Source organism: Acinetobacter ursingii DSM 16037 = CIP 107286 (genome assembly GCF_000368825.1).
GTDB lineage: Bacteria > Pseudomonadota > Gammaproteobacteria > Pseudomonadales > Moraxellaceae > Acinetobacter > Acinetobacter ursingii.
In genome coordinates this window covers 192,410-211,315 of record NZ_KB849717.1, presented here as the reverse complement: position 1 = coordinate 211,315, position 18,906 = coordinate 192,410, and the positions used below count along the sequence as shown (strand labels likewise).

Annotated in this window: 18 protein-coding genes and 3 tRNA genes; 9 read left to right on the top strand and 12 right to left on the bottom strand. The window is 38.3% G+C overall.

What is annotated here, in order from left to right:
• Together F944_RS08545 and F944_RS08540 are read left to right on the top strand one after the other, a co-directional pair.
• Positions 1-462: a DUF6231 family protein gene (locus F944_RS08545; protein ID WP_004989364.1), complete on the top strand. Its 462-nt coding sequence runs from the start codon at positions 1-3 to the stop codon at positions 460-462.
• Positions 463-567: 105 nt separating this feature from the next.
• A complete protein-coding gene (locus F944_RS08540) occupies positions 568-1,224 on the top strand; it encodes a YidB family protein (RefSeq protein WP_004989362.1) in 657 nt (218 codons plus the stop codon).
• A gap of 39 nt (positions 1,225-1,263) precedes the next feature.
• Here F944_RS08540 and F944_RS08535 read toward each other — a convergent pair whose 3' ends face one another.
• Together F944_RS08535 and F944_RS08530 are read right to left on the bottom strand one after the other, a co-directional pair.
• On the bottom strand, positions 1,264-2,424 hold the full coding sequence (locus F944_RS08535; RefSeq protein ID WP_004989361.1) for a DUF6670 family protein: 1,161 nt from the start codon (positions 2,422-2,424) through the stop codon (positions 1,264-1,266).
• Positions 2,425-2,532: 108 nt separating this feature from the next.
• The gene (locus F944_RS08530; protein WP_004989360.1) at positions 2,533-3,420 is read right to left on the bottom strand and encodes an ATP-binding protein; all 888 of its coding nucleotides are present in this window, start codon (positions 3,418-3,420) and stop codon (positions 2,533-2,535) included.
• A 160-nt stretch (positions 3,421-3,580) separates the two neighbouring features.
• Between F944_RS08530 and F944_RS08525 the strand changes: the two genes are divergently transcribed.
• The 5 genes from F944_RS08525 to F944_RS08505 all read left to right on the top strand — a co-directional run bounded on the left by F944_RS08525 (position 3,581) and on the right by F944_RS08505 (position 6,317).
• The gene (locus F944_RS08525; protein WP_004989359.1) at positions 3,581-5,086 is read left to right on the top strand and encodes a DUF3336 domain-containing protein; all 1,506 of its coding nucleotides are present in this window, start codon (positions 3,581-3,583) and stop codon (positions 5,084-5,086) included.
• Positions 5,087-5,878 carry a protein kinase domain-containing protein gene (locus tag F944_RS08520; RefSeq protein ID WP_004989358.1) on the top strand — a complete coding sequence of 264 codons (792 nt, stop codon included), beginning with the start codon at positions 5,087-5,089 and terminating at the stop codon, positions 5,876-5,878.
• A gap of 103 nt (positions 5,879-5,981) precedes the next feature.
• Positions 5,982-6,066 (top strand) — tRNA-Leu (locus F944_RS08515).
• Between the two features lie 65 nt (positions 6,067-6,131).
• Positions 6,132-6,205, top strand: a tRNA-Trp gene (locus F944_RS08510).
• A gap of 27 nt (positions 6,206-6,232) precedes the next feature.
• A tRNA-Leu gene (locus F944_RS08505) sits at positions 6,233-6,317 on the top strand.
• Positions 6,318-6,835: 518 nt separating this feature from the next.
• Here F944_RS08505 and F944_RS08500 read toward each other — a convergent pair.
• Positions 6,836-7,039, bottom strand: coding sequence for a hypothetical protein (locus F944_RS08500; RefSeq protein WP_004989356.1), 204 nt, complete (start codon positions 7,037-7,039; stop codon positions 6,836-6,838).
• 359 nt (positions 7,040-7,398) lie between these two features.
• A complete protein-coding gene (gene gloB, locus F944_RS08495) occupies positions 7,399-8,130 on the bottom strand; it encodes a hydroxyacylglutathione hydrolase (RefSeq protein ID WP_004989354.1) in 732 nt (243 codons plus the stop codon).
• 328 nt (positions 8,131-8,458) lie between these two features.
• Between gloB and F944_RS08490 the strand changes: the two genes are divergently transcribed.
• Together F944_RS08490 and F944_RS08485 are read left to right on the top strand one after the other, a co-directional pair.
• On the top strand, positions 8,459-9,427 hold the full coding sequence (locus F944_RS08490; RefSeq protein ID WP_004989352.1) for a hypothetical protein: 969 nt from the start codon (positions 8,459-8,461) through the stop codon (positions 9,425-9,427).
• Between the two features lie 17 nt (positions 9,428-9,444).
• Positions 9,445-10,317 carry an arginase family protein gene (locus F944_RS08485; protein ID WP_004989351.1) on the top strand — a complete coding sequence of 291 codons (873 nt, stop codon included), beginning with the start codon at positions 9,445-9,447 and terminating at the stop codon, positions 10,315-10,317.
• A 61-nt stretch (positions 10,318-10,378) separates the two neighbouring features.
• Here the strand turns inward: F944_RS08485 and F944_RS08480 are convergent, their stop codons facing one another.
• From F944_RS08480 to prmA, 8 genes are all read right to left on the bottom strand, one after another.
• On the bottom strand, positions 10,379-11,074 hold the full coding sequence (locus F944_RS08480; protein ID WP_004989349.1) for a methionine ABC transporter permease: 696 nt from the start codon (positions 11,072-11,074) through the stop codon (positions 10,379-10,381).
• Complete coding sequence (locus F944_RS08475) at positions 11,074-12,096, bottom strand: methionine ABC transporter ATP-binding protein (protein WP_004989347.1); 1,023 nt, start codon at positions 12,094-12,096, stop codon at positions 11,074-11,076. The genes F944_RS08480 and F944_RS08475 overlap by 1 nt, the downstream gene beginning before the upstream one ends.
• 66 nt (positions 12,097-12,162) lie before the next feature.
• A complete protein-coding gene (locus F944_RS08470; protein WP_004989345.1) occupies positions 12,163-13,032 on the bottom strand; it encodes a MetQ/NlpA family ABC transporter substrate-binding protein in 870 nt (289 codons plus the stop codon).
• 306 nt (positions 13,033-13,338) lie between these two features.
• Positions 13,339-14,628 (bottom strand): phosphoribosylamine--glycine ligase, encoded by a 1,290-nt coding sequence (gene purD / locus F944_RS08465; RefSeq protein WP_004989338.1) that lies wholly within the window; start codon positions 14,626-14,628, stop codon positions 13,339-13,341.
• 134 nt (positions 14,629-14,762) lie between these two features.
• A complete protein-coding gene (purH, locus tag F944_RS08460; RefSeq protein ID WP_004989337.1) occupies positions 14,763-16,337 on the bottom strand; it encodes a bifunctional phosphoribosylaminoimidazolecarboxamide formyltransferase/IMP cyclohydrolase in 1,575 nt (524 codons plus the stop codon).
• Between the two features lie 79 nt (positions 16,338-16,416).
• Positions 16,417-16,686 (bottom strand): DNA-binding transcriptional regulator Fis, encoded by a 270-nt coding sequence (gene fis, locus F944_RS08455; protein WP_001086304.1) that lies wholly within the window; start codon positions 16,684-16,686, stop codon positions 16,417-16,419.
• Positions 16,687-17,058: 372 nt separating this feature from the next.
• Positions 17,059-17,922, bottom strand: a complete 864-nt coding sequence (locus tag F944_RS08450; RefSeq protein WP_004989335.1) for a DUF3426 domain-containing protein — start codon at positions 17,920-17,922, stop codon at positions 17,059-17,061.
• 24 nt (positions 17,923-17,946) lie between these two features.
• Positions 17,947-18,843, bottom strand: a complete 897-nt coding sequence (prmA, locus tag F944_RS08445) for a 50S ribosomal protein L11 methyltransferase (RefSeq protein WP_004989332.1) — start codon at positions 18,841-18,843, stop codon at positions 17,947-17,949.
• Positions 18,844-18,906 lie beyond the last annotated feature (63 nt).

Here is an 18,906-nt window from a genome sequence, read left to right as displayed (position 1 = left end):
ATGGCTGAATTAAATGTCATCACTTCTATGCTAGACGATTTATCAAGTGAACAGCCCATACATACTGCACTCTGTATAGGTCAAAATATTGACCAGAATAGCGCAATCCAGTGGCACTATTTTAACGTAAATGAGTTTTTAAATCTGCCTTTTAGTCAGCGTTATGATCTGGGTTTTGTGGTTTTTGATACAGCATTGATGCGTGATATTTCAGAAATCCAAAAGTCTCAAATGCTAGTCAAATTACGTGATTTGATGGCAAAAAGAATCGTGGTGGTGAGTCAACGTCAGGATGAAAAATTACTTCGTGCTTTAGGCTTCACGCAATTGATTGATAAGACTTCACACGAAGCAGATTTTGCGCTTTGGCAGTTTAATATTTTAACCTATAAGCACGTACCTGACTGGTTTAACTCAAAATTTTGGGCAAATCCTGATAACTGGGATAAGTTTCGCTGGTAATTTAGAAGGGTCATTGATCTTGCAAAAATAAACAATTTGTCTTTTGGAAACTATCTGAAAACTGGTCTATCCTGAAGATGGAATGTTTTTCAGGATAAACATAAGATGACGGATTTAACTAATATTGTTGAAATCCTAGCCAAACAGGCAATGGGCGGTCAACAATCTTCTCAAGGCGGTCTAGGTGGTATTTTAGGTTCGGTTTTGGGTCAGTTAGGTGCAAACCAACAGACTCAAAATCAGGGCAATACTCAAACTCAAAATACGGACGCTGGACTCGGTGGCATTTTGGGTTCGGTATTAAATCAATTTGGTGTTGGAGCGAATAATCCGGCTTCAAGCAACCAAGGTTCAATCAATCAAAGTTCAAGTAATAGCTCAGGTGGGTCGACACAGGCATTATTGATTGCAGTCGTGCCTTTGATTTTGGCATGGATTCAGCAACAGGGTGGTTTACAGGGCGCTTTGGATAAACTTAGAAATATAGGTTTGGGTTCTCAAGTGCAAAGTTGGGTTGACCCTGAACAAAGTAATAATCATGTAGCTCCTCAAAATGTTCAGGAATTATTTGATGATCAGCAGGTCGAGCAGGTTGCTGAACAAACACAAGTTCCTAAGCAGGATATTTATGGAGCTATTTCATCTGTATTGCCTCAGATTATTAATTCATTGACCCCACAGGGCGATCAAACCAATCCGCAAGAAGCCAATCAAGATATTCAAAATGTACTGAATATCGTTTCAGGATTTTTAAAGAGATAAAATACAAGGCTTTCAAGCTATTTGCCTGAAAGCCTTTATTTATATGATCGGGATGCTTTTCTGAGGTTGTATTAATCCTGAAATATCATCGGGATAAGGGCAGATCTCGGTTTGTTCAACTACATCGATATATTCTAAATAACCCTGACCATATCGATGACATGAATATAAATGATCAATCGCTTCAAACTCAAAAGCCGCGGCATAGCCTAGTCCAACGCCATACTGAAACGTACTACTGATTTTGGCTTTAATCATTAAATAGGGTTCTTGGTTTTGATTGAATATTTTCCATTCAAAGCTTTTGGGTAAAAGCGTATATTGCCCAAAAGGTGACAAGGTCGGTTTGTCTTGATACTCAGCAATACTAAACTCAACGTTATCATAGACTTCGCATAGACCGCTTTTATGCCTGATATAGGCTTTATAGCTCATCGATTTTGCAGCTACGTCAATTTTAGATAGAATCAGTTGCCTCTGATCATCCAAGTTGATTATTTGATAAGTCACAAAATTTACTGGGACTTTATCTGCTAGAGATCGTGGGTGAGGGAGCAAACTATGTGGCGTCGCTGCTCTTGCAAATTCAAATGTTCCTGTACCAGAAACAGGATAGCGTTCACCTTGAATATGAAAAAATCCTTCATAGTGCATCACTAAACTTAGATCATCATATAACGGAGTTTTCATCATCCATGAGCTTTGACGACTCACATCAATCTTGAATTGAAGTTCGATACCTTGAAAATGTGCTTTTAACTGAAATTCTGGATAATGACCTTCAATTAAAAGCTCACGACCAAATAACATTTTATTTGAAGTATGTACTACCTCATCGCCATCTAAAGCATAATGTTGCAACAATGCTGAAGATTCAAAAGCGGTACTCATAAAAACGGTGGCATTTTTCCTCGGAGGAGTATGCTGTAACTCATCCTGATCATAGCAAAGTAAACCTGTTGTACCTAAAATCGCTGAGATATTTAGATACTGTAATGGCGAAGGAAGATGAGGAAAGTTAAATCCATAACGGGTACATGAATAAAAAGGATGATCAAAATACGGTTGGATCATGGCATCTTGTTGGAAGATTTGACGTGAAAAAGTTGTGGAATGATCTACTAATGGAGTGAGGTGATGTAGAGTTTTTGCCAATAGTTCGGCACGGGGAGATAATTTGGGAAGAGAGAAAAGATTCATAAAAATAGCCTGTCTAGTTATAAATTATACTGTTCAGTGTATAAATCTTTAAACGACAGGCTACAGACCTTATTGAGTCACTTTTAAGTCAGTTAAGGACACAATTTACTATGAATTGTCTGACAATTTTTGCTGTAATTGCTCAGCACCAATCCAGTGTTTAGAAAATTGATAAGCAGCACGTCCTGAACGTTGTCCACGTAATTGACACCATCTTAAGCTTTCGGCACGAACTTCATCGTTATACTCTAGCCCTGATTTTTTGATGTAATGTTCAACAATTTCAAGATATAAGACCTGATTCATTGGATAAAATGAAAGCCATAAACCAAAGCGATCTGATAATGAAATTTTCTCTTCAATGGCTTCTTGTGGATGCAATTCGGTGTACTGCGGAACATCTACTTTGGTAACTGGTGTATTCTCATGCATAAATTCTGGCAGAAGATGGCGACGATTACTGGTCGCATAGATAATAAAATTAGTTGAACCTGATTGGAGTGAACCATCCAGAACACTTTTTAGGCTACGATAGTTTTCATCTTCTGCATTAAACGCCAAGTCGTCACAGTAAACGATAAATTTTTCAGGGCGATCTTGAATGATTTTTTGAATGAGCGGTAAATCAGAGAGATCATCACGTTCAATTTCAATCAAACGAAGTCCACGATCTGCATATTGTGTTAATAGCGCTCTGACAATCGAGGATTTCCCTGTACCTCTCGAGCCTGTCAACAAAATATCATTGGCAGGTAAACCTTCAAGAAATTGCAATGTATTTTGGATAATCTTTTGTTTTTGTGTATCAATTCCGAGCAAATCTTCCAGATACATTTGCTTGGGTTGATAAATAGGTTTGAGCTGATGATGATGCCATTTAAAGGCTGGGGCATCAAAATCAGGCTCTTGATGAACCTCTGGCAAAGTTTGATGAAGTTGTTTTAACACCAAAGAAAGGGTTTCAATCAGATGATCTGGAAGTTCAAAGTTTGCCATTATGATTCCTTTGTAGTCATTGCCACAAGATGATACAGACTCTTGTGTGATGTTTCAAAGTAAACCTCTATAACCTAGAGTCGAACATTTTAGCAATTGACCCTAAGCTGTTCAGCTTGCATAGTGCATAAAATAATCCAGAATTAGGATTTGACTTGATATGTTTGAAACACTTCAACAGGATATGAATTTACATCAGCGACATCGTGTAAAAAAATTGAAATATCAATTAAAAAATGCCGAATCTTATGATGAGTGGAAAACTGTCGCCTTAAAATTGGATGAAGAAACAGGGGCGCAAGAATGGAAATATGATAACAGCTCGCCCTATTTCAATGCTGAAGTTATTTCCTATCGGCTTAATTTATTACGCAAATATCGTACTCAGCAGAGAGTGCTGGATGCACTTTATTTATTGCAAGAAGGCTTGACCCACGACATTGCAAATATTGGGCATCCGATGCTATTTACAGCAACTTATCTGGGGACTAAACAATTAATTGTCGACTATGTGGAAGAGGTCAGTCATTGTCTGAGATTCATTGCGATTAGTACCTGTCAGACACTTACCCTTAAACAAAAGATTAATTTTTTTGAAAACTGTCAAAAAGCCTATGGTCAGCCTGCTTTAATGTTTTCTGGCGGTGCAACACTGGGTTTGTTTCATTCTGGAGTTTGTAAAGCGTTAGTTGAACAAGACCTATTGCCAAAAGTGTTATCAGGATCAAGTGCAGGCGCAATTATGGCGGGGATGCTTGGTACTTCTTCGATTGGCGATATTCCTGAAATTCTAAAAGGGCAGAAGTTCTTCACTGACGCCTTTCATTTTAGAAAGTTAAGTGACATTGCAAAAGGGAATGGGGGCTTGGCAGATGTTAAGTATTTAAAAAACTTTTTAATTGAAAATCTGGGTGATTTAACTTTTGCAGAAGCCTATAAGAAATCAGGCTTACATACCAATGTGGCAGTGGCACCTTATGATGCTTCACAGAATCCACGGATTATGAATGGATATACCGCGCCTAATTTACTGGTTTGGAGTGCTGTTTTGGCATCTTGTGCTGTTCCTGTTTTATTCCCTCCAATCCGTTTAACCAGTAAACGCTACGATGGTGTTCATACTCCTTATATGGCCAATGCAAAATGGGTGGATGGAAGTGTTCGTAGTGATTTTCCTCAAGAAAAAATGGCGCGTTTATATAATCTGAACTATACCATTGCCAGTCAGGTCAACCCCCATGTCGTGCCATTTATGCAAAGTGATCAATCGCGTTATCGTAAAGATTTACTTAGTTGGCCGCAAAGAATTTTACGTCGTCAGGCGAAAGTGGTGGCAATGGGCTTCATGGACTTTACTCGTGAACGCTTAGGTCGTGTACAACCAGTACGCCGTTTATTGGATCATGGTTATGGTATCGTTGGGCAGCGCTATTATGGCGATGTCAATATTATTGGTCGCTTTAACCTGCGTAATTATAGTTATATGCTGCAAAATCCTCGCCCCGAATTATTTAAACTGTTGCAGCAAGAAGGTGAGAGAGCCACATGGCCTAAAATTTCCTCAATAGAAATTCATGCCCGTATTGGAAAGACCATTCAGCATTGTTTAGAAATGTTGTATTTTCAAGAAACGCAACATTTGACTAAAGAAAGTGTTAAAAAATAAATGCTGCGACAGTTTGATCAATTGTGTTTAAAGACCAAAGCTAAAAGTATGGCGCTTGGGCGTCGTCTTTATACTTTTAAATCTGAAGGAAAAACCTATTGGCTTAAGCTACAGTTGCAAAATTCTCATGCAACTAGCAAAGCAGGCTTTGAACATGAGCTCAGCTTTTATCAAAAGCAAGGTTCTTATGATTTTGTACTGCCTGTACAATTTCTCGAAATCGATGATTTTTTTCAAGAAGAATTATATAAGTGCGGAATGGTATTACCGCATGCCGATCCTTATTTTACGGATCATCAGATCTCTTTAATGACTTTGTCGCAAACTAAGCAATATATTGAAAAGGCACTACGGAGTTTAGCGAACATGCATGCTTCTGGCTGGATACATGGTGATTTAAAAACTGAACATTTTGCAAAATATCAAGAACATGTCTATCTCATCGATTTTGAGCAGTCTCAGCAAATAAATGCTAAAAATGCGTTAACCATGACAGCAACACCTCATTATATGGCGCCAGAGTTATTTCATGGTAGTCCCAAAACTATTCAAAGTGATTTATACGCTATAGGTGTTATTTTATATGAATGGCTCACAACACAACGATTCACTGCACGTAGTTATCAAGATTGGGCAGTTTTACATTGCCAACAACTCAACATAGAGCTACCTGAAAATAAACAATGTTTTTTTCCCTTACTCAATGGCTTATTAAACAAGCAGCAAAACTTACGATTTAATGATGTAAATCAAGCTTTAAAAGTACTTAACTTAACAAAAATGCCGATATAATAAACATAAGTTTTTGATTTGTTTTTTATTTAATCAACCAATTGGTTTTTTTATAAAAAATACTTGTCACAATCCAACCTTCTCTATAATATACACAGCCATCGGGGGCGTGGCGAAATTGGTAGACGCACTGGATTTAGGTTCCAGCGCCGCAAGGTGTAAGAGTTCGAGTCTCTTCGCCCCCACCATTTTAAGCAAGATAAAGCTTTGCTTAATTATAGTGAGAAGTGAAAACCTTCACATTATAAGATCTAGAGGATTGGTGTAATGGTAGCATGACGGTCTCCAAAACCGTTCGTCAAGGTTCGAGTCCTTGATCCTCTGCCAGAATTTAGTTGTAAAATCCCAAGTTTTGGGGGCGTGGCGAAATTGGTAGACGCACTGGATTTAGGTTCCAGCGCCGCAAGGTGTAAGAGTTCGAGTCTCTTCGCCCCCACCATATATTATCAAGAGTTGATTTGCTCTTGAATTAAGAACTTAGCTTCGATAAAAGCTTAATATTATAGAATATTAAGCTTTTTTTATTTGTAAAACCTATATTCATGAATTGTAGACATTAAAAAGGCTTAAACATAATGTTTAAGCCTTTGAGTGATTATTATATTATTATCAATCACTTATTTTATCTATACGCTAATTGTCCAAATAAGTAGACCATAATCATGAGTGTGAAAATGGTCGAGGAAACTAAAACGACTTCTACTGTTTTCACAACCCCACCTTTTTATAATTGTGAGTCTTTTTTATACAGTAAAAAACAACTTAATGCAATGAGAATAATTCTCAATGTAAGAAATGTATAGCAAAATTTAAGCTTAAGAAATTTCCAACTATAAAATTTACATTAAAAAATAGCATCAGATATGATGCTATTTGAACTCATCCATAATTTTTTAAATTTCTATTCTTATACAATCCTATATGGATTAAGTACATAGAGAAAATAGCTTATCAAGTTTATGCTTTTAAATGATCCTCAAATTCTTCACCAAGTTGAATGGCTAAATTATTACCAGATAAATCGCAGGTAACAAGACCATATTCTTTTTTGAAACTAAACGTAAAACCTTTGTTATCCGCTAAGTTTTTTACGGAATATCCCAGTTTTTCTAGCCAGATACGAAACGCAATTAAATTTTTAGCTTTGACCACTTTTCTCATTTGAATGTTCTCCATCACCACCACAATCGTTATTTTTATTAATAAGGGTAACTGTGATTTTTTTAAAGGGGAAAACTGTTTAAGAATTTTTCAATTCATGAAATTGCCATCAAATTGTATAAATAAAAGATCAATTTTTATGTTTTTTGCAAAGCACAGCGCTTAAAAAATTAAGACTATTTTTATTAATGTATTGATTTTTAATCATTTAATTTTTTATGCTAAAGATGAGGAATTAGCTAAATGAGTAGAGCATTCAAAAAAAATAGATGTAAAAATATATTTCATATTTTAAAAAAGATCGGTCATAAGGCAAAAGGGAGGGTTGCATCAACCAATGACCGATTGATCCTTCATCTTTAGAATTGATCTTTTAACGTTCGTATTCTAGCGAACTCTTCAACACAGTCAGTGCGTAAGAAAGGATTGGTTTCTAATTCTAGTTGAATACTGCTGGGTAAGGTGATTTGGCCATTTTCTCTGAGTTGTTGAACCTGTTGAACACGTTCTTGCAGCGCAAGATTATGAGGTTCAATTGTTAATGCAAATTGTGCATTGGCAAGAGTATATTCATGGGTGCAGTAGACTTGGGTTCGTGGTGGTAGTGCAGCCAAGCGATTTAAGGAGTGATACATTTGTTCAAATGTACCTTCAAAAACTCGACCACAGCCAAGTGAAAAAAGTGTATCACCGCAAAATAGACTATCAATTTGATCGATAAAATAGACAATATGACCAAGCGTATGACCCGGAGTTGCAATAATATCAACATTTAATTGATTAAATCTAAATTGATCTGCATGTTGTAAAGCATGAGTGATAAATGGAATTTTACTCAACTCTTCACGAGGGCCAAAAACAGGGATTGAATATTGGGCAATTAGAGCGGGCACGCCACCGATATGATCTTTGTGCCAGTGAGTGAGCCAGATTTGAGTTAACTTCAAATGATGTTGTTCACAAAAATTCTCTACCAATTTTGATTCAGTCGGATCAATAGCGACGACTTCTTGCGTTTCTGTATCTTCAAGCATCCATATGTAATTTTTTAAATCATTCTGGACATCAATAAAGTGAACCTGATAACGCATTTTTTTATCCTAAAAATCAATTAAACCGTTTAAATTGAAAGGCAAGTCTATACTTGTTCAATATCATCATAACAGATATTTTGAGTAAGCTTGGCATAGAATAAATGTTTAACTTTTAGAAAGTGATGAATTTATCATTCTTTCCTAATAATATAATGCAGTTAAATATAATAAGCTAATCTTATGATTTTACTGTGGATTTTATTGATCAACCATTTTATGATGCTTTTAAAAGAACAAATATCTAATTGAGCAACACTTTTGTTCAATCAAAATAACGACATTTAAATAAACGATTAATCAGTAGTTTCATGTATGGAGAGGAGATATGTCAGGAAGACAAAATCATGAAATCGTCGAAGTATTTAAAAAATATTTGCATCCACTTTCAGAAAAACTGACAGAAATGTTAAATGAACATTATAGCCATCAGACCGAACGACGCGGCTGTGGTTATACGCAAGCAACCCGTGTGATTGCAGAAATAGTGAATCAGCCCAGAGATCATCAAAACTTTCAGGATTTACGTTTGTTTGCAGATTATGATCCGAAACTTTTGAAATATATTTTAAATCAAAGTTCCTGCTATCACATTGATCTGGATTCATGGCGCGATCTGGATCAAGATCATGATTTGCAAAATGATCTCAAAGCCAATGATGTTTCAGTACATTTTCATCAGGCGGTATCGCAGGAAGCAAGTTTTCAGGCAAAACTTAGACGTCTTTATCTAGAGATGCAACTTGAAGAAAGTATTCTGATTTGCAAGTTGATTGAAGATATTATTCTTCCTAAACGGGCTGAAATGAATCCTTTAATTGAATTGAAAACCCTCCGAGAAAAACCCAAAGTGGGCTCATGTCCTTTAGCAGAGAAATATTTTTTAAAAGTGGCGCATCGACGCTTATTGCGACAGGGTGAAATTAATATTTTTGTCGATGCACATCAACAACCCGTCATGATTGAAAAACTAAATATGGGGGATAATCACTCCTGTATTAGTTTGCAGCCGTTAATCATGAATGGTGTGCGTTTACCCGCGGGTTGTCTTTTTTCTGTCAGCTATGATCATGCAAGTATTAGCAAACGAAAAAATAAAAATTATAAAGGCAATATTATTCCAATCGATGAAGTCGAGGGTTTCTGGTTTTTAAGATTAACGACGCTTGCAATTTCTCCAGCTCATCGGGCAAGAGCTTTTAGTCATCATTTTAAACAGCAGATTCAAAGTGGTTTGTTCCGTCCTGAAAGTACTGAACTGAGCCAATTAATGGAAGTTGCTCTTGAGCAAATCTAATCATAAAAAGGGATACTATGCTCAAAGCCTGTTATTCACCACGTTATTATGCAAATACTCATACCAACAGTATGGAAAAATTAACTGCGATTGCGAAAGTAGTCGAACAAAAACAATTAGCGCAATGCATTGATCCAGGCCTCATTGAGGTGGAATTACTTAAACAGTTGCATCGTCCTGATTATGTCGAAGCATTTATCGCGGGTAAACAACCAGAAGCTTCGATACAAGGATTTCGTGACTGGAATCCACAGCTTCGTGATGCAGTATTATCAATTAACGCAGGTCAATTATTGGGTGCTGAACTTGCTATGAAAGAGGGAATTGCTGCCAATATTGCACAGGGTTTTCATCACGCCAGTTATGAAGCTGGCGCCGCATATTGTACTTTTAATGGGCTGGCACTTATCGCTAAATATTATCCAAAGAAGACGATCTTTATATTGGACTGTGATCAACATGGTGGAGATGGAACAGCACAATTTACAACAAAATTACCAAATCTCATTAACTTTGGAATTTTTGGGATTCGTTTTGGGTGCCGTGCCAACAGTCGTAACTTTACTCGATATATTCATCCTAAACAGGGGAATTTTGAACAATATTTAGAGGCTTTACATGAAAGTTTTGAAATGATTGAACGCTTTCAGGCCGATTTAATTGTGTATCAGGCTGGAATGGATTGCCATCAAAAAGACAAATATGGCTCAAAATGGTTCACGACTGAATTGTTGTATCAACGTGATCAAGCTGTATTTAAAATGGCAAAACAAAAAGGCATTCCAATTTTATTTGTACTTGCTGGTGGTTATCAGCCACTTGAAGAGCTTGTCCCGTTACACGTCAATACCTTTATTGCAGCGAATGTTACCTATTTCTCAGATCATTAAAATCATTGGGCTATAAAAGAGGAAGCTGAGAAAGCTCCCTCTATAGCGGCTTTGGGTCCAACTAGCGAAGTTTGGAAAGCCAATTCCCTAGTGACTGTACCAATTGTACCAAGATTAACAAGACAATCACGGTCAAGAGCATCACGCTACTATCAAAACGTTGATAACCATAAGAATAAGCCAAATCACCAATACCACCTGCACCGACAGCACCCGCCATTGCGGTTGCACCAATCAGACTGATCGTTGCAGTGGTCATATTTAAAATGAGTGAACTACGTGCTTCTGGCAAAATAAACTTAAATACGATTTGCCATGGCGTCGCGCCCATCGCTTGTGCGGATTCGATAATGCCATCATTGACTTCAAGCAGAGAAGTTTCAATCAAGCGTCCCATGTAGGGGCCGATAAAAATCGTTAAAGGAACAATCGCAGCCCAAGTACCAATGGATGATCCGACAATCCATTTCGTCAATGGAATCACAGCAATCGCTAAAATGAAAAAGGGTAGAGAGCGCAAAGCATTAATAATCGGATTCAAACCATGATAAATGGCTTTATTGGGTAAGATCCCTTTGTCACGGGTGACAACCAATGCTACACCTTGAATTAAACCCCAAATTCCGCCAAATAGGAAAGACAACAGCACCATTTGTATGGTTTCTTGCATGGCATCAACAAATTGATCCATGCCGAGCGGACTGGTCCAGAATGGTTGTGTAATTACAGTGAGCCAATGCACAATGAATTCTTTCATTATTCATTCTCCGCTTGACTGATCAGAACATCATGCTTTTTCATATAGTCAACTGCTTGTGCAACAACATCGACACTGCCTAATATTTGGACAAACATCTGGCCAATAACCGTGCCATTAATTTCAGTCATATTGGAAAATAAAATATTAAAATCGATATCAAATTCACGGATGACCGTTTGAATCACAGGCTGATGTGCTGATTTGCCTAAAAACTGTAAACGGTAGATGGTATCGATTCCTTTATGTTGCAAATTATCCAGAATCTTGCGTGGTAATTGTTGCTGAAACACGGTTTGAATAAAGGTTTTGGTCGTTGGGTGTTGGGGGTGGCTAAAAATTTGCACGGTTGGACCATGCTCAATCACTTTGCCTGCTTCCATTACCGCAACCTGATCGCAAATACGTTCAATCACATCCATTTCATGGGTAACGATAACAATAGTAATCCCTTGTTCTTCATTAATTTTTTTAAGTAAATCGAGGACAGATTTGGTGGTTTGCGGATCAAGCGCTGAGGTCGCCTCATCACATAATAAAATTTTAGGATGATTCGCTAAAGCACGTGCAATACCAACGCGTTGTTTCTGACCACCAGATAATTCATCAGGAAAAGCATTACGTTTATGTTTTAGGTCGATGAAATCCAGCAATTCTTCCAGACGTGCCTGACGTTTGGCTTTATCGACACCTAAAAGTAGCAATGGCATTTCAATATTTTCTGCTACAGTTTTGGTTTGCAATAGATTGAAATGCTGGAAGATCATACCAATATGAGTACGTTCAGTACGCAAATCTTTAGCACTCAGTGCCGTCATATCTTTTTGATTGACGATGACCTGACCTTCACTTGGACGCTCCAGTAAATTGATCAATCGTACGAGAGTACTTTTACCTGCACCACTATAACCAATGATGCCGAAAATACTGCCAGCGGGAATGCTCAGGTTAATTTGATCCAGTGCAGGAATGGTTTGCCCATTTTGTGTGTAGAACTTGGAGATATTCTTAAATTCAATCATATGATCTAGAGTGCTAAAAAAAGAAAAACAGGCAACAGTGTGCCTGTTTATGAAGAGGATATTATATTACTGTTTTCCGCCAGTAAGGTAGCTGATTGGTTCGTTCACATCAACTTTTGTACCCTGAAATTTTTCCTGAATGAATTGTTTTACAGGTGCAGAATGATAAAGGTCTTTCAGCTTTAATAACTCAGGATCGTTTTGACGACCTTCTGCCACCGCAAGAACATTGACATTCATTTTGGTAGATTGATCTACAGGTTCATGGAAAATTGAATCTTTAAGCACATTCAAACCACCTTCCATGGCCAAGACATTACCCAATACAATGGCATCGACTTCGCTTTTTACACGTACAGAAGTCGCCATTGGAATTTCTTTAATCACGAGATTCTTCGGATTTTCAGTAATATCAGCAGGAGAGCCCTTAGCGACATCAAAATCAGGCTTTAACTTAATCAAGCCCGCAGTTTGAAGCAATAACAAGGCACGAGCTTCATTGGCAGGGTCATTTGGAACGGCAATCGTTTCGCCATTTGTGAAGTCTTCAATCTTCTTGATTTTATCTGAATAAATCCCCATTGGTTCTAAATAAGTTGTGGCCAATGGAGCAATTTTAGATTTATTTCCCGCATTAAATGCGACTAAATATGCATAAGATTGAAACGCATTGACATCGATTTCTTTGTTGGCAACCGCTGTGTTCATCGAAACATAGTCTGTGAAGTTTTTCACATCAAGTTCAATGCCCGCTTGTTTGGTCTCTGGAAGTTGTGCGATAAAACGCCAGATATCTGTATCTGAACCGCTAGAGGCAAGCGTAATTTTATGCAAAGCATTTGCAGGCGCAGCAGCTTTGTTATCTTCAGGTTGTTTTGAACAAGCTGCGAGAACAACGACTGCAATACTTAAAAAAACACTAAACAGTTTTTTCATTGCTTGAGTTCCTGGATTTAGTCAGGCTAAATCAATTTAAAAGTGAAAGCCCAATAGGGAATTGCGATGCTTGAAATTTAAGCACAAAAAATGCTTTTAAATCAAAAAAAGTGAGTATAAAGATATCTTGTTATATGTCAAAAAGAAAAAGGGTTAATCATTAATAATTTCTGATAAGGTTATTAAGTTACGATATAAGATTAAAATCTAGTCTGATGATATTAAGTATTTGATCATCAGTTAATCAAAATTTTGAAAACAAAACCTCTGTATGATCTAAGAGGATCAAACAGAGGTTGAGTATGTTTAGTGGTCTGCTTTTTCACGTGCAATAGCGCGATAGCCAATATCACTACGATATTGCATACCCGCAAACGTCACTTGACCGCAAACCTCTAAAGCATTCACTTGAGCTTCAAGCACGCTATCGCCCAAAGCGGTCACGCACAATACACGGCCACCTGAGGTCACGACATGACCATCATCTTTCATGCTCGTACCCGCATGGAAAATTTTAGTCCCTTCAGGAGATTGACCTAAACCAGAAATCACATCGCCTTTACGTACAGTTTCAGGATATCCTTCAGCAGCAAGTACCACACCGATTGATTTACGTTCATCCCATTCGGCTTGAGCGGGAAGTTTACCTGCAATACCTGCTTCAACCAGATCAACCAGAGATGATTTTAAACGCATCATAATCGGCTGTGTTTCAGGGTCGCCAAAACGACAGTTAAATTCAATCACACGAGGTTGACCCTGATCGTCAATCATTAAACCCGCATAAAGGAAACCTGTATAGATGTGACCGTCACGTGCCATACCTTCAACGGTTGGGCGCATGATTTCAGTCATGACACGATCAAAAACTTCAGAAGTCACCACAGGGGCAGGAGAGTAAGCGCCCATACCACCTGTATTTGGGCCTTGATCGCCTTCAAAAATTCGTTTGTGATCTTGAGAAGTCGCCATCGGTAAAATGTTTTGACCATCAATCATGCAAATAAAAGAAGCTTCTTCGCCTGCAAGGAATTGCTCAATTACCACACGCGAGCCTGCATCGCCAAACTTATTGCCAGCCAACATATCGTCAATAGCTGCAAAAGCTTCTTCATTACTCATCGCAACAATCACGCCTTTGCCCGCCGCAAGACCATCAGCTTTGATGACGATTGGTGCGCCATGCTTTTTGATATAGTCTTTAGCAGGCTCTACTTCAGTAAATACCTCGTAGAAAGCCGTTGGAATGTTGTGCTTTTTCAGAAAGTCTTTGGCAAATGCTTTAGAACCTTCAAGTTGTGCTGCATATTGGGTAGGTCCCCAAATTTTTAAGTCAGCCAAGCGTGCTGCATCGACGATTCCGTTAACCAAAGGTGCTTCAGGGCCAACAATAATCAGATCAACATGGTTATTTTTTGCAAAGTTGATAATTTCTGGATTGTTTAAAATATCAATTTGAACATTTTCACATTTGTTTTCGGTTGCAGTTCCTGCATTACCAGGTGCAACAAAAACTTTGGTGACTTTAGCATCTTGCGCGATTTTCCAAGCAAGTGCATGTTCGCGACCACCACTACCTAAAACAAGAATATTCATTGGGTTCATACTCCATGAATCCATAAACTGATCTGGACTTTTACACGATTCTTGATGTAGAAGACCCTCTTCATAAGAAGAGGGCGATCAGCTTAAAGTCAAAAAAATTTCTTATACTTTAAAATTCAGTCAAATTAATGACGGAAATGACGCATACCAGTAAAGACCATCGCAATACCATGTTCATTGGCTGCTGCAATCACTTCTTCATCACGCATCGAACCACCTGGTTGGATGATACATTTAATGCCTGCTTTGGCTGCATTATCGATCCCATCACGGAAAGGGAAGAATGCATCAGAGGCCATTACTGCACCTTCAACCACAAGTCCTGCGTGTTCTGCTTTAATCGCGGCAATACGAGCTGAGTTTACACGGCTCATTTGACCTGCACCAACCCCGATGGTTTGACGATTTTTTGCATAGACAATCGCATTTGATTTCACATATTTTGCAACTTTCCATGCAAAAATCAGGTCATCAATTTCTTGTTCTGTTGGTGCACGTTCAGTCACGACTTTCAGGTCAGATGCTTTGATCATACCCAAATCTTGATCTTGAACCAATAAACCACCATTAACACGTTTATAGTCTAACTGTGGAGCACGTTCATCAATGGTAGGAAGCTCACCACAGATCATGACACGAACGTTCTTTTTCGCGCCAGTCACTTCAAGTACGCCATCTGCAATACTTGGTGCAATGATCACTTCAACAAATTGACGATCCACAATGGCTTGTGCAGTTTCAACATCTAATTCGCGGTTAAAGGCAATGATGCCGCCAAAAGCAGATTCGGTATCGGTTGCATAAGCAAGATCATAAGCTGCTTTGATGCCATCTAATGACACAGCAACCCCACACGGGTTAGCATGTTTCACAATGACACAAGCTGGTTTTGCAAATGATTTTACACATTCAAGTGCTGCATCGGTATCAGCAATATTGTTATAAGACAATTCTTTGCCTTGTAACTGTTTTGCAGTTGAAACGGATGCTTCTTTAGCAGCAGGATCAACATAGAATGCAGCAGATTGGTGTGGGTTTTCGCCATAACGTAAGTCTTGAGCTTTAACCAATTGAGTATTAAAGGTACGCGGGAATAAATCTGCTTCGCCTTCTTCTTTACCTACACGTGCACCTAAATAAGAAGCAATCATGCCATCATATTGTGCAGTGTGTTCAAAAGCTTTTACCGCAAGATCAAAACGCGTAGCGTAAGATAATGCACCAGAATCTTTAAGTTCTGCAATCACAGTGGTGTAGTCAGATGCATTGACCACGATACCGACTGAAGCATGGTTTTTTGCTGCTGCGCGAACCATGGTTGGGCCACCGATATCGATATTTTCAATCGCATCTGCCAAAGAGCAGTCTGGTTTAGCAACGGTTGCTGCAAATGGATACAGGTTGACTACAACCAAATCGATAGGCGCAATATCATGCTCTTGCATGACAGCTTCGTCCAGACCACGACGAGCCAAAATACCCCCATGAATTTTAGGATGTAGGGTTTTTACACGACCATCCATCATTTCTGGAAAACCAGTATGTTCAAAAACTTCTACAACAGCGATATTGTTGTCTTTAAGCAACTTATATGTACCGCCAGTAGATAAAATTTCTACCCCTAAAGCTGCAAGATTTTGAGCAAATTCCACAATTCCTGTTTTGTCAGAAACAGAAATCAAAGCACGTTTAATAGTCATGATTAAATCAACGGTTTAAGTTTACAGATTAAAACAAATAGGCATAAAAAATGCCCACAGGACGTGAGCATTTTATCATTTATTCACTCATTAAGCCGTGAGCTTTTAACTTTTTGCGTAAAGTTCCACGGTTTAGGCCTAGAATCTCCGCAGCACGAGTTTGATTGCCACGGGTATATTCTAAGACGACAGATAAAAGAGGTTTCTCCATTTCTGCTAGCACCATGTCATAAACTTGTGATGGTTGCTCACCTTGCAATTGTGCAAAATAATGGCGAACTGCGCGATCCACGTGGATGCGAAGAGCAACATCAGATTGTGCAGTAAAAATAGGAGATTTGCTATTCATGCGAGTTAATCCGAAATCATATTACCGCTTGGGTAAAGCAGTATGTAAATGTGGTCTAAATAATGAACCCCGTTTTAGATCCTAAAACAGAGGTTCTAAAACATGGAAACAACAGCTTGCCACAACTCTGTATATTGTGCGAAAAATAAGCGTAACAATAGTTTAATATTTGTTACAGCCCAGATTCAAAAACAAAAAAGCCACGCAATGCGCTATCACTTGATAAAGCACAGATGACGACAGTAATTGTTGTGGATAAATCCGAAGATGTTGTAGGGTCAAGCTTTCGTGGCGCGTATGATACCATTGTCTAAGAAAAAGTGAGCAAATTAACTGCATTTTTTTTCATTTTTTTTATGTTTTTTTTAGTGATTAGGGGTGGACTATTTCTAAAGTATAATCATCAAAGCTTTTTCTGGGCTGATTAATGTTAAATTCGAACTTATAAGGCAGGTTTTTGGGAATACGCTGGATACCATTGAGGCTGGCGGCTAAATAATCTTGAGGCTTTAAAATAACACTCTTATTCTCATGTTTATTTTTTAAAGTCAGCTTGAGTAGAGGAAGCTGTAAGCTTTTATCATGATAATTGACCAAAACACCTGAAAAACGAGTTTTATGCTGCTCAATGCTCACGACTTTAACTTTATTAATAGTCAAAAGTGCATAGTTCTCTTCAAGTTTCTTACAAATAAATACACTGCATAATTGATTGAATACCGCGCCTAGTACAGGGCTATTATGCATCACTCTTGGGTTGAACCATAAAATTTGGAAGAACAGGATTCCCAATAAGACGACGTTAATAGAACTCCAGATTACATAATATAGCAGACTATGCTTTTTACGTTTTTTGGGACTATTGTCTAAACTTGGACTTTCGCTCTCCGCAAGATTGAGTTGGGGAAAACTGCTGATTTCTTCATTCTGAAAATAATTTAAATTATTGAGATAGGTCAGCAAATCAATATTTGAGTTTTCAATTCTACGATCAAAAATATCCAGAACATTAAAGCTACTGTATTGCAAAGCAGAGGGTGAAATCGCACATTGATTTAAAGCTGAATACTGAATCGAGCTGGCAGAATGATCTTCTGCCAGAATGAGATTAGTTAGTGCATTGAAGTTTAAATCACATTTGGGGCAACAAACCATACCCTGAGCAACTGTGAGCTGAGTTAGTGAGACTTTATATACTGTCAAACATTTGGGGCAGCGGGTTTGTTTTTCACTCATGGAACCGTCATCTACTTTTATTTGTTATTGGCGCTTCCCTGATATGCGACACCAGTTTTCTTCGCGCTTCTCGATGTGTACTATATCAAAAAACTCAGAATAAACACCAGTAACATCAGCAACTTGCTCTTCGATTACGCCTGCAAGTGCGAACTCTCCCTCAGATTTGAGCAAAGTTGCAAACTCTGGCGCAAGTGCCATGAGTGGCGCAGCTAAAATATTGGCCACTAAAACATCCGCTTTTTGCGATTTAAATTCTGCATTAAACTCTTCAGGTAAACCGACAAATAAACGATCTAATACATGATTGAGTTCAGCATTTTGTTTGGTGGCTAATACAGCTTGCGGGTCGATGTCAGTGGCATAGACTTTTTTTGCCCCAAGCAACAATGCTGCGACACCCAAAATACCTGAGCCACAACCATAATCGATCACAATTTTATCTTTAAGATCAGTTTGTCCTAACCATTGCAGGCAAAGAAAAGTACTAGCGTGATTCCCTGTACCAAAAGCCAGCCCCGGATCAAGTTTAATGTTAACCGCATTGCTGTCTGGAGCTTCTAACCATTCAGGTACGATCCAGAACTTTTTTGCGATTTGAATGGGTTCATAATAATCCATCCATGCGCGTTCCCAGACTTGATCTTCAAGTTGTTCATGACGTATAGGTGCATCAGGAAGTTGTTCTTTTAGAAAAGCTTCCAGTTTTTCTACATCGATAGGGTCTTGATCATCTTCCTGATAAATCCCAGTTACAATCACTTTATTCCAAAGCGGAGTTTCTCCAGGAAGCGGCTCAAGCAATACCTGATCTTCGGCATCATCTAGCGTTACACTTACTGCACCTAAGGACATAAGTAATGTTTCTGTAAAATCCACTTGCGCTTGATCAACAGTAATGTGTATTTGTAACCACTTCACGGGAATAAGACCTAAATTCGATTTGAAACAGCTATTGTAACGGATAAATGGATCACTCGAGAA

What these genes read in the sequence shown, in the direction of transcription:
- F944_RS08545 (WP_004989364.1), top strand. Translation starts at nt 1, where the DNA reads ATGGCTGAATTAAATGTCATCACTTCTATGCTAGACGATTTATCAAGT.
- F944_RS08540 (WP_004989362.1), top strand. Translation starts at nt 568, where the DNA reads ATGACGGATTTAACTAATATTGTTGAAATCCTAGCCAAACAGGCAATG.
- F944_RS08535 (WP_004989361.1), bottom strand. Translation starts at nt 2,424, where the DNA reads ATGAATCTTTTCTCTCTTCCCAAATTATCTCCCCGTGCCGAACTATTG.
- F944_RS08530 (WP_004989360.1), bottom strand. Translation starts at nt 3,420, where the DNA reads ATGGCAAACTTTGAACTTCCAGATCATCTGATTGAAACCCTTTCTTTG.
- F944_RS08525 (WP_004989359.1), top strand. Translation starts at nt 3,581, where the DNA reads ATGTTTGAAACACTTCAACAGGATATGAATTTACATCAGCGACATCGT.
- F944_RS08520 (WP_004989358.1), top strand. Translation starts at nt 5,087, where the DNA reads ATGCTGCGACAGTTTGATCAATTGTGTTTAAAGACCAAAGCTAAAAGT.
- F944_RS08500 (WP_004989356.1), bottom strand. Translation starts at nt 7,039, where the DNA reads ATGAGAAAAGTGGTCAAAGCTAAAAATTTAATTGCGTTTCGTATCTGG.
- gloB (WP_004989354.1), bottom strand. Translation starts at nt 8,130, where the DNA reads ATGCGTTATCAGGTTCACTTTATTGATGTCCAGAATGATTTAAAAAAT.
- F944_RS08490 (WP_004989352.1), top strand. Translation starts at nt 8,459, where the DNA reads ATGTCAGGAAGACAAAATCATGAAATCGTCGAAGTATTTAAAAAATAT.
- F944_RS08485 (WP_004989351.1), top strand. Translation starts at nt 9,445, where the DNA reads ATGCTCAAAGCCTGTTATTCACCACGTTATTATGCAAATACTCATACC.
- F944_RS08480 (WP_004989349.1), bottom strand. Translation starts at nt 11,074, where the DNA reads ATGAAAGAATTCATTGTGCATTGGCTCACTGTAATTACACAACCATTC.
- F944_RS08475 (WP_004989347.1), bottom strand. Translation starts at nt 12,096, where the DNA reads ATGATTGAATTTAAGAATATCTCCAAGTTCTACACACAAAATGGGCAA.
- F944_RS08470 (WP_004989345.1), bottom strand. Translation starts at nt 13,032, where the DNA reads ATGAAAAAACTGTTTAGTGTTTTTTTAAGTATTGCAGTCGTTGTTCTC.
- purD (WP_004989338.1), bottom strand. Translation starts at nt 14,628, where the DNA reads ATGAATATTCTTGTTTTAGGTAGTGGTGGTCGCGAACATGCACTTGCT.
- purH (WP_004989337.1), bottom strand. Translation starts at nt 16,337, where the DNA reads ATGACTATTAAACGTGCTTTGATTTCTGTTTCTGACAAAACAGGAATT.
- fis (WP_001086304.1), bottom strand. Translation starts at nt 16,686, where the DNA reads ATGAATAGCAAATCTCCTATTTTTACTGCACAATCTGATGTTGCTCTT.
- F944_RS08450 (WP_004989335.1), bottom strand. Translation starts at nt 17,922, where the DNA reads ATGAGTGAAAAACAAACCCGCTGCCCCAAATGTTTGACAGTATATAAA.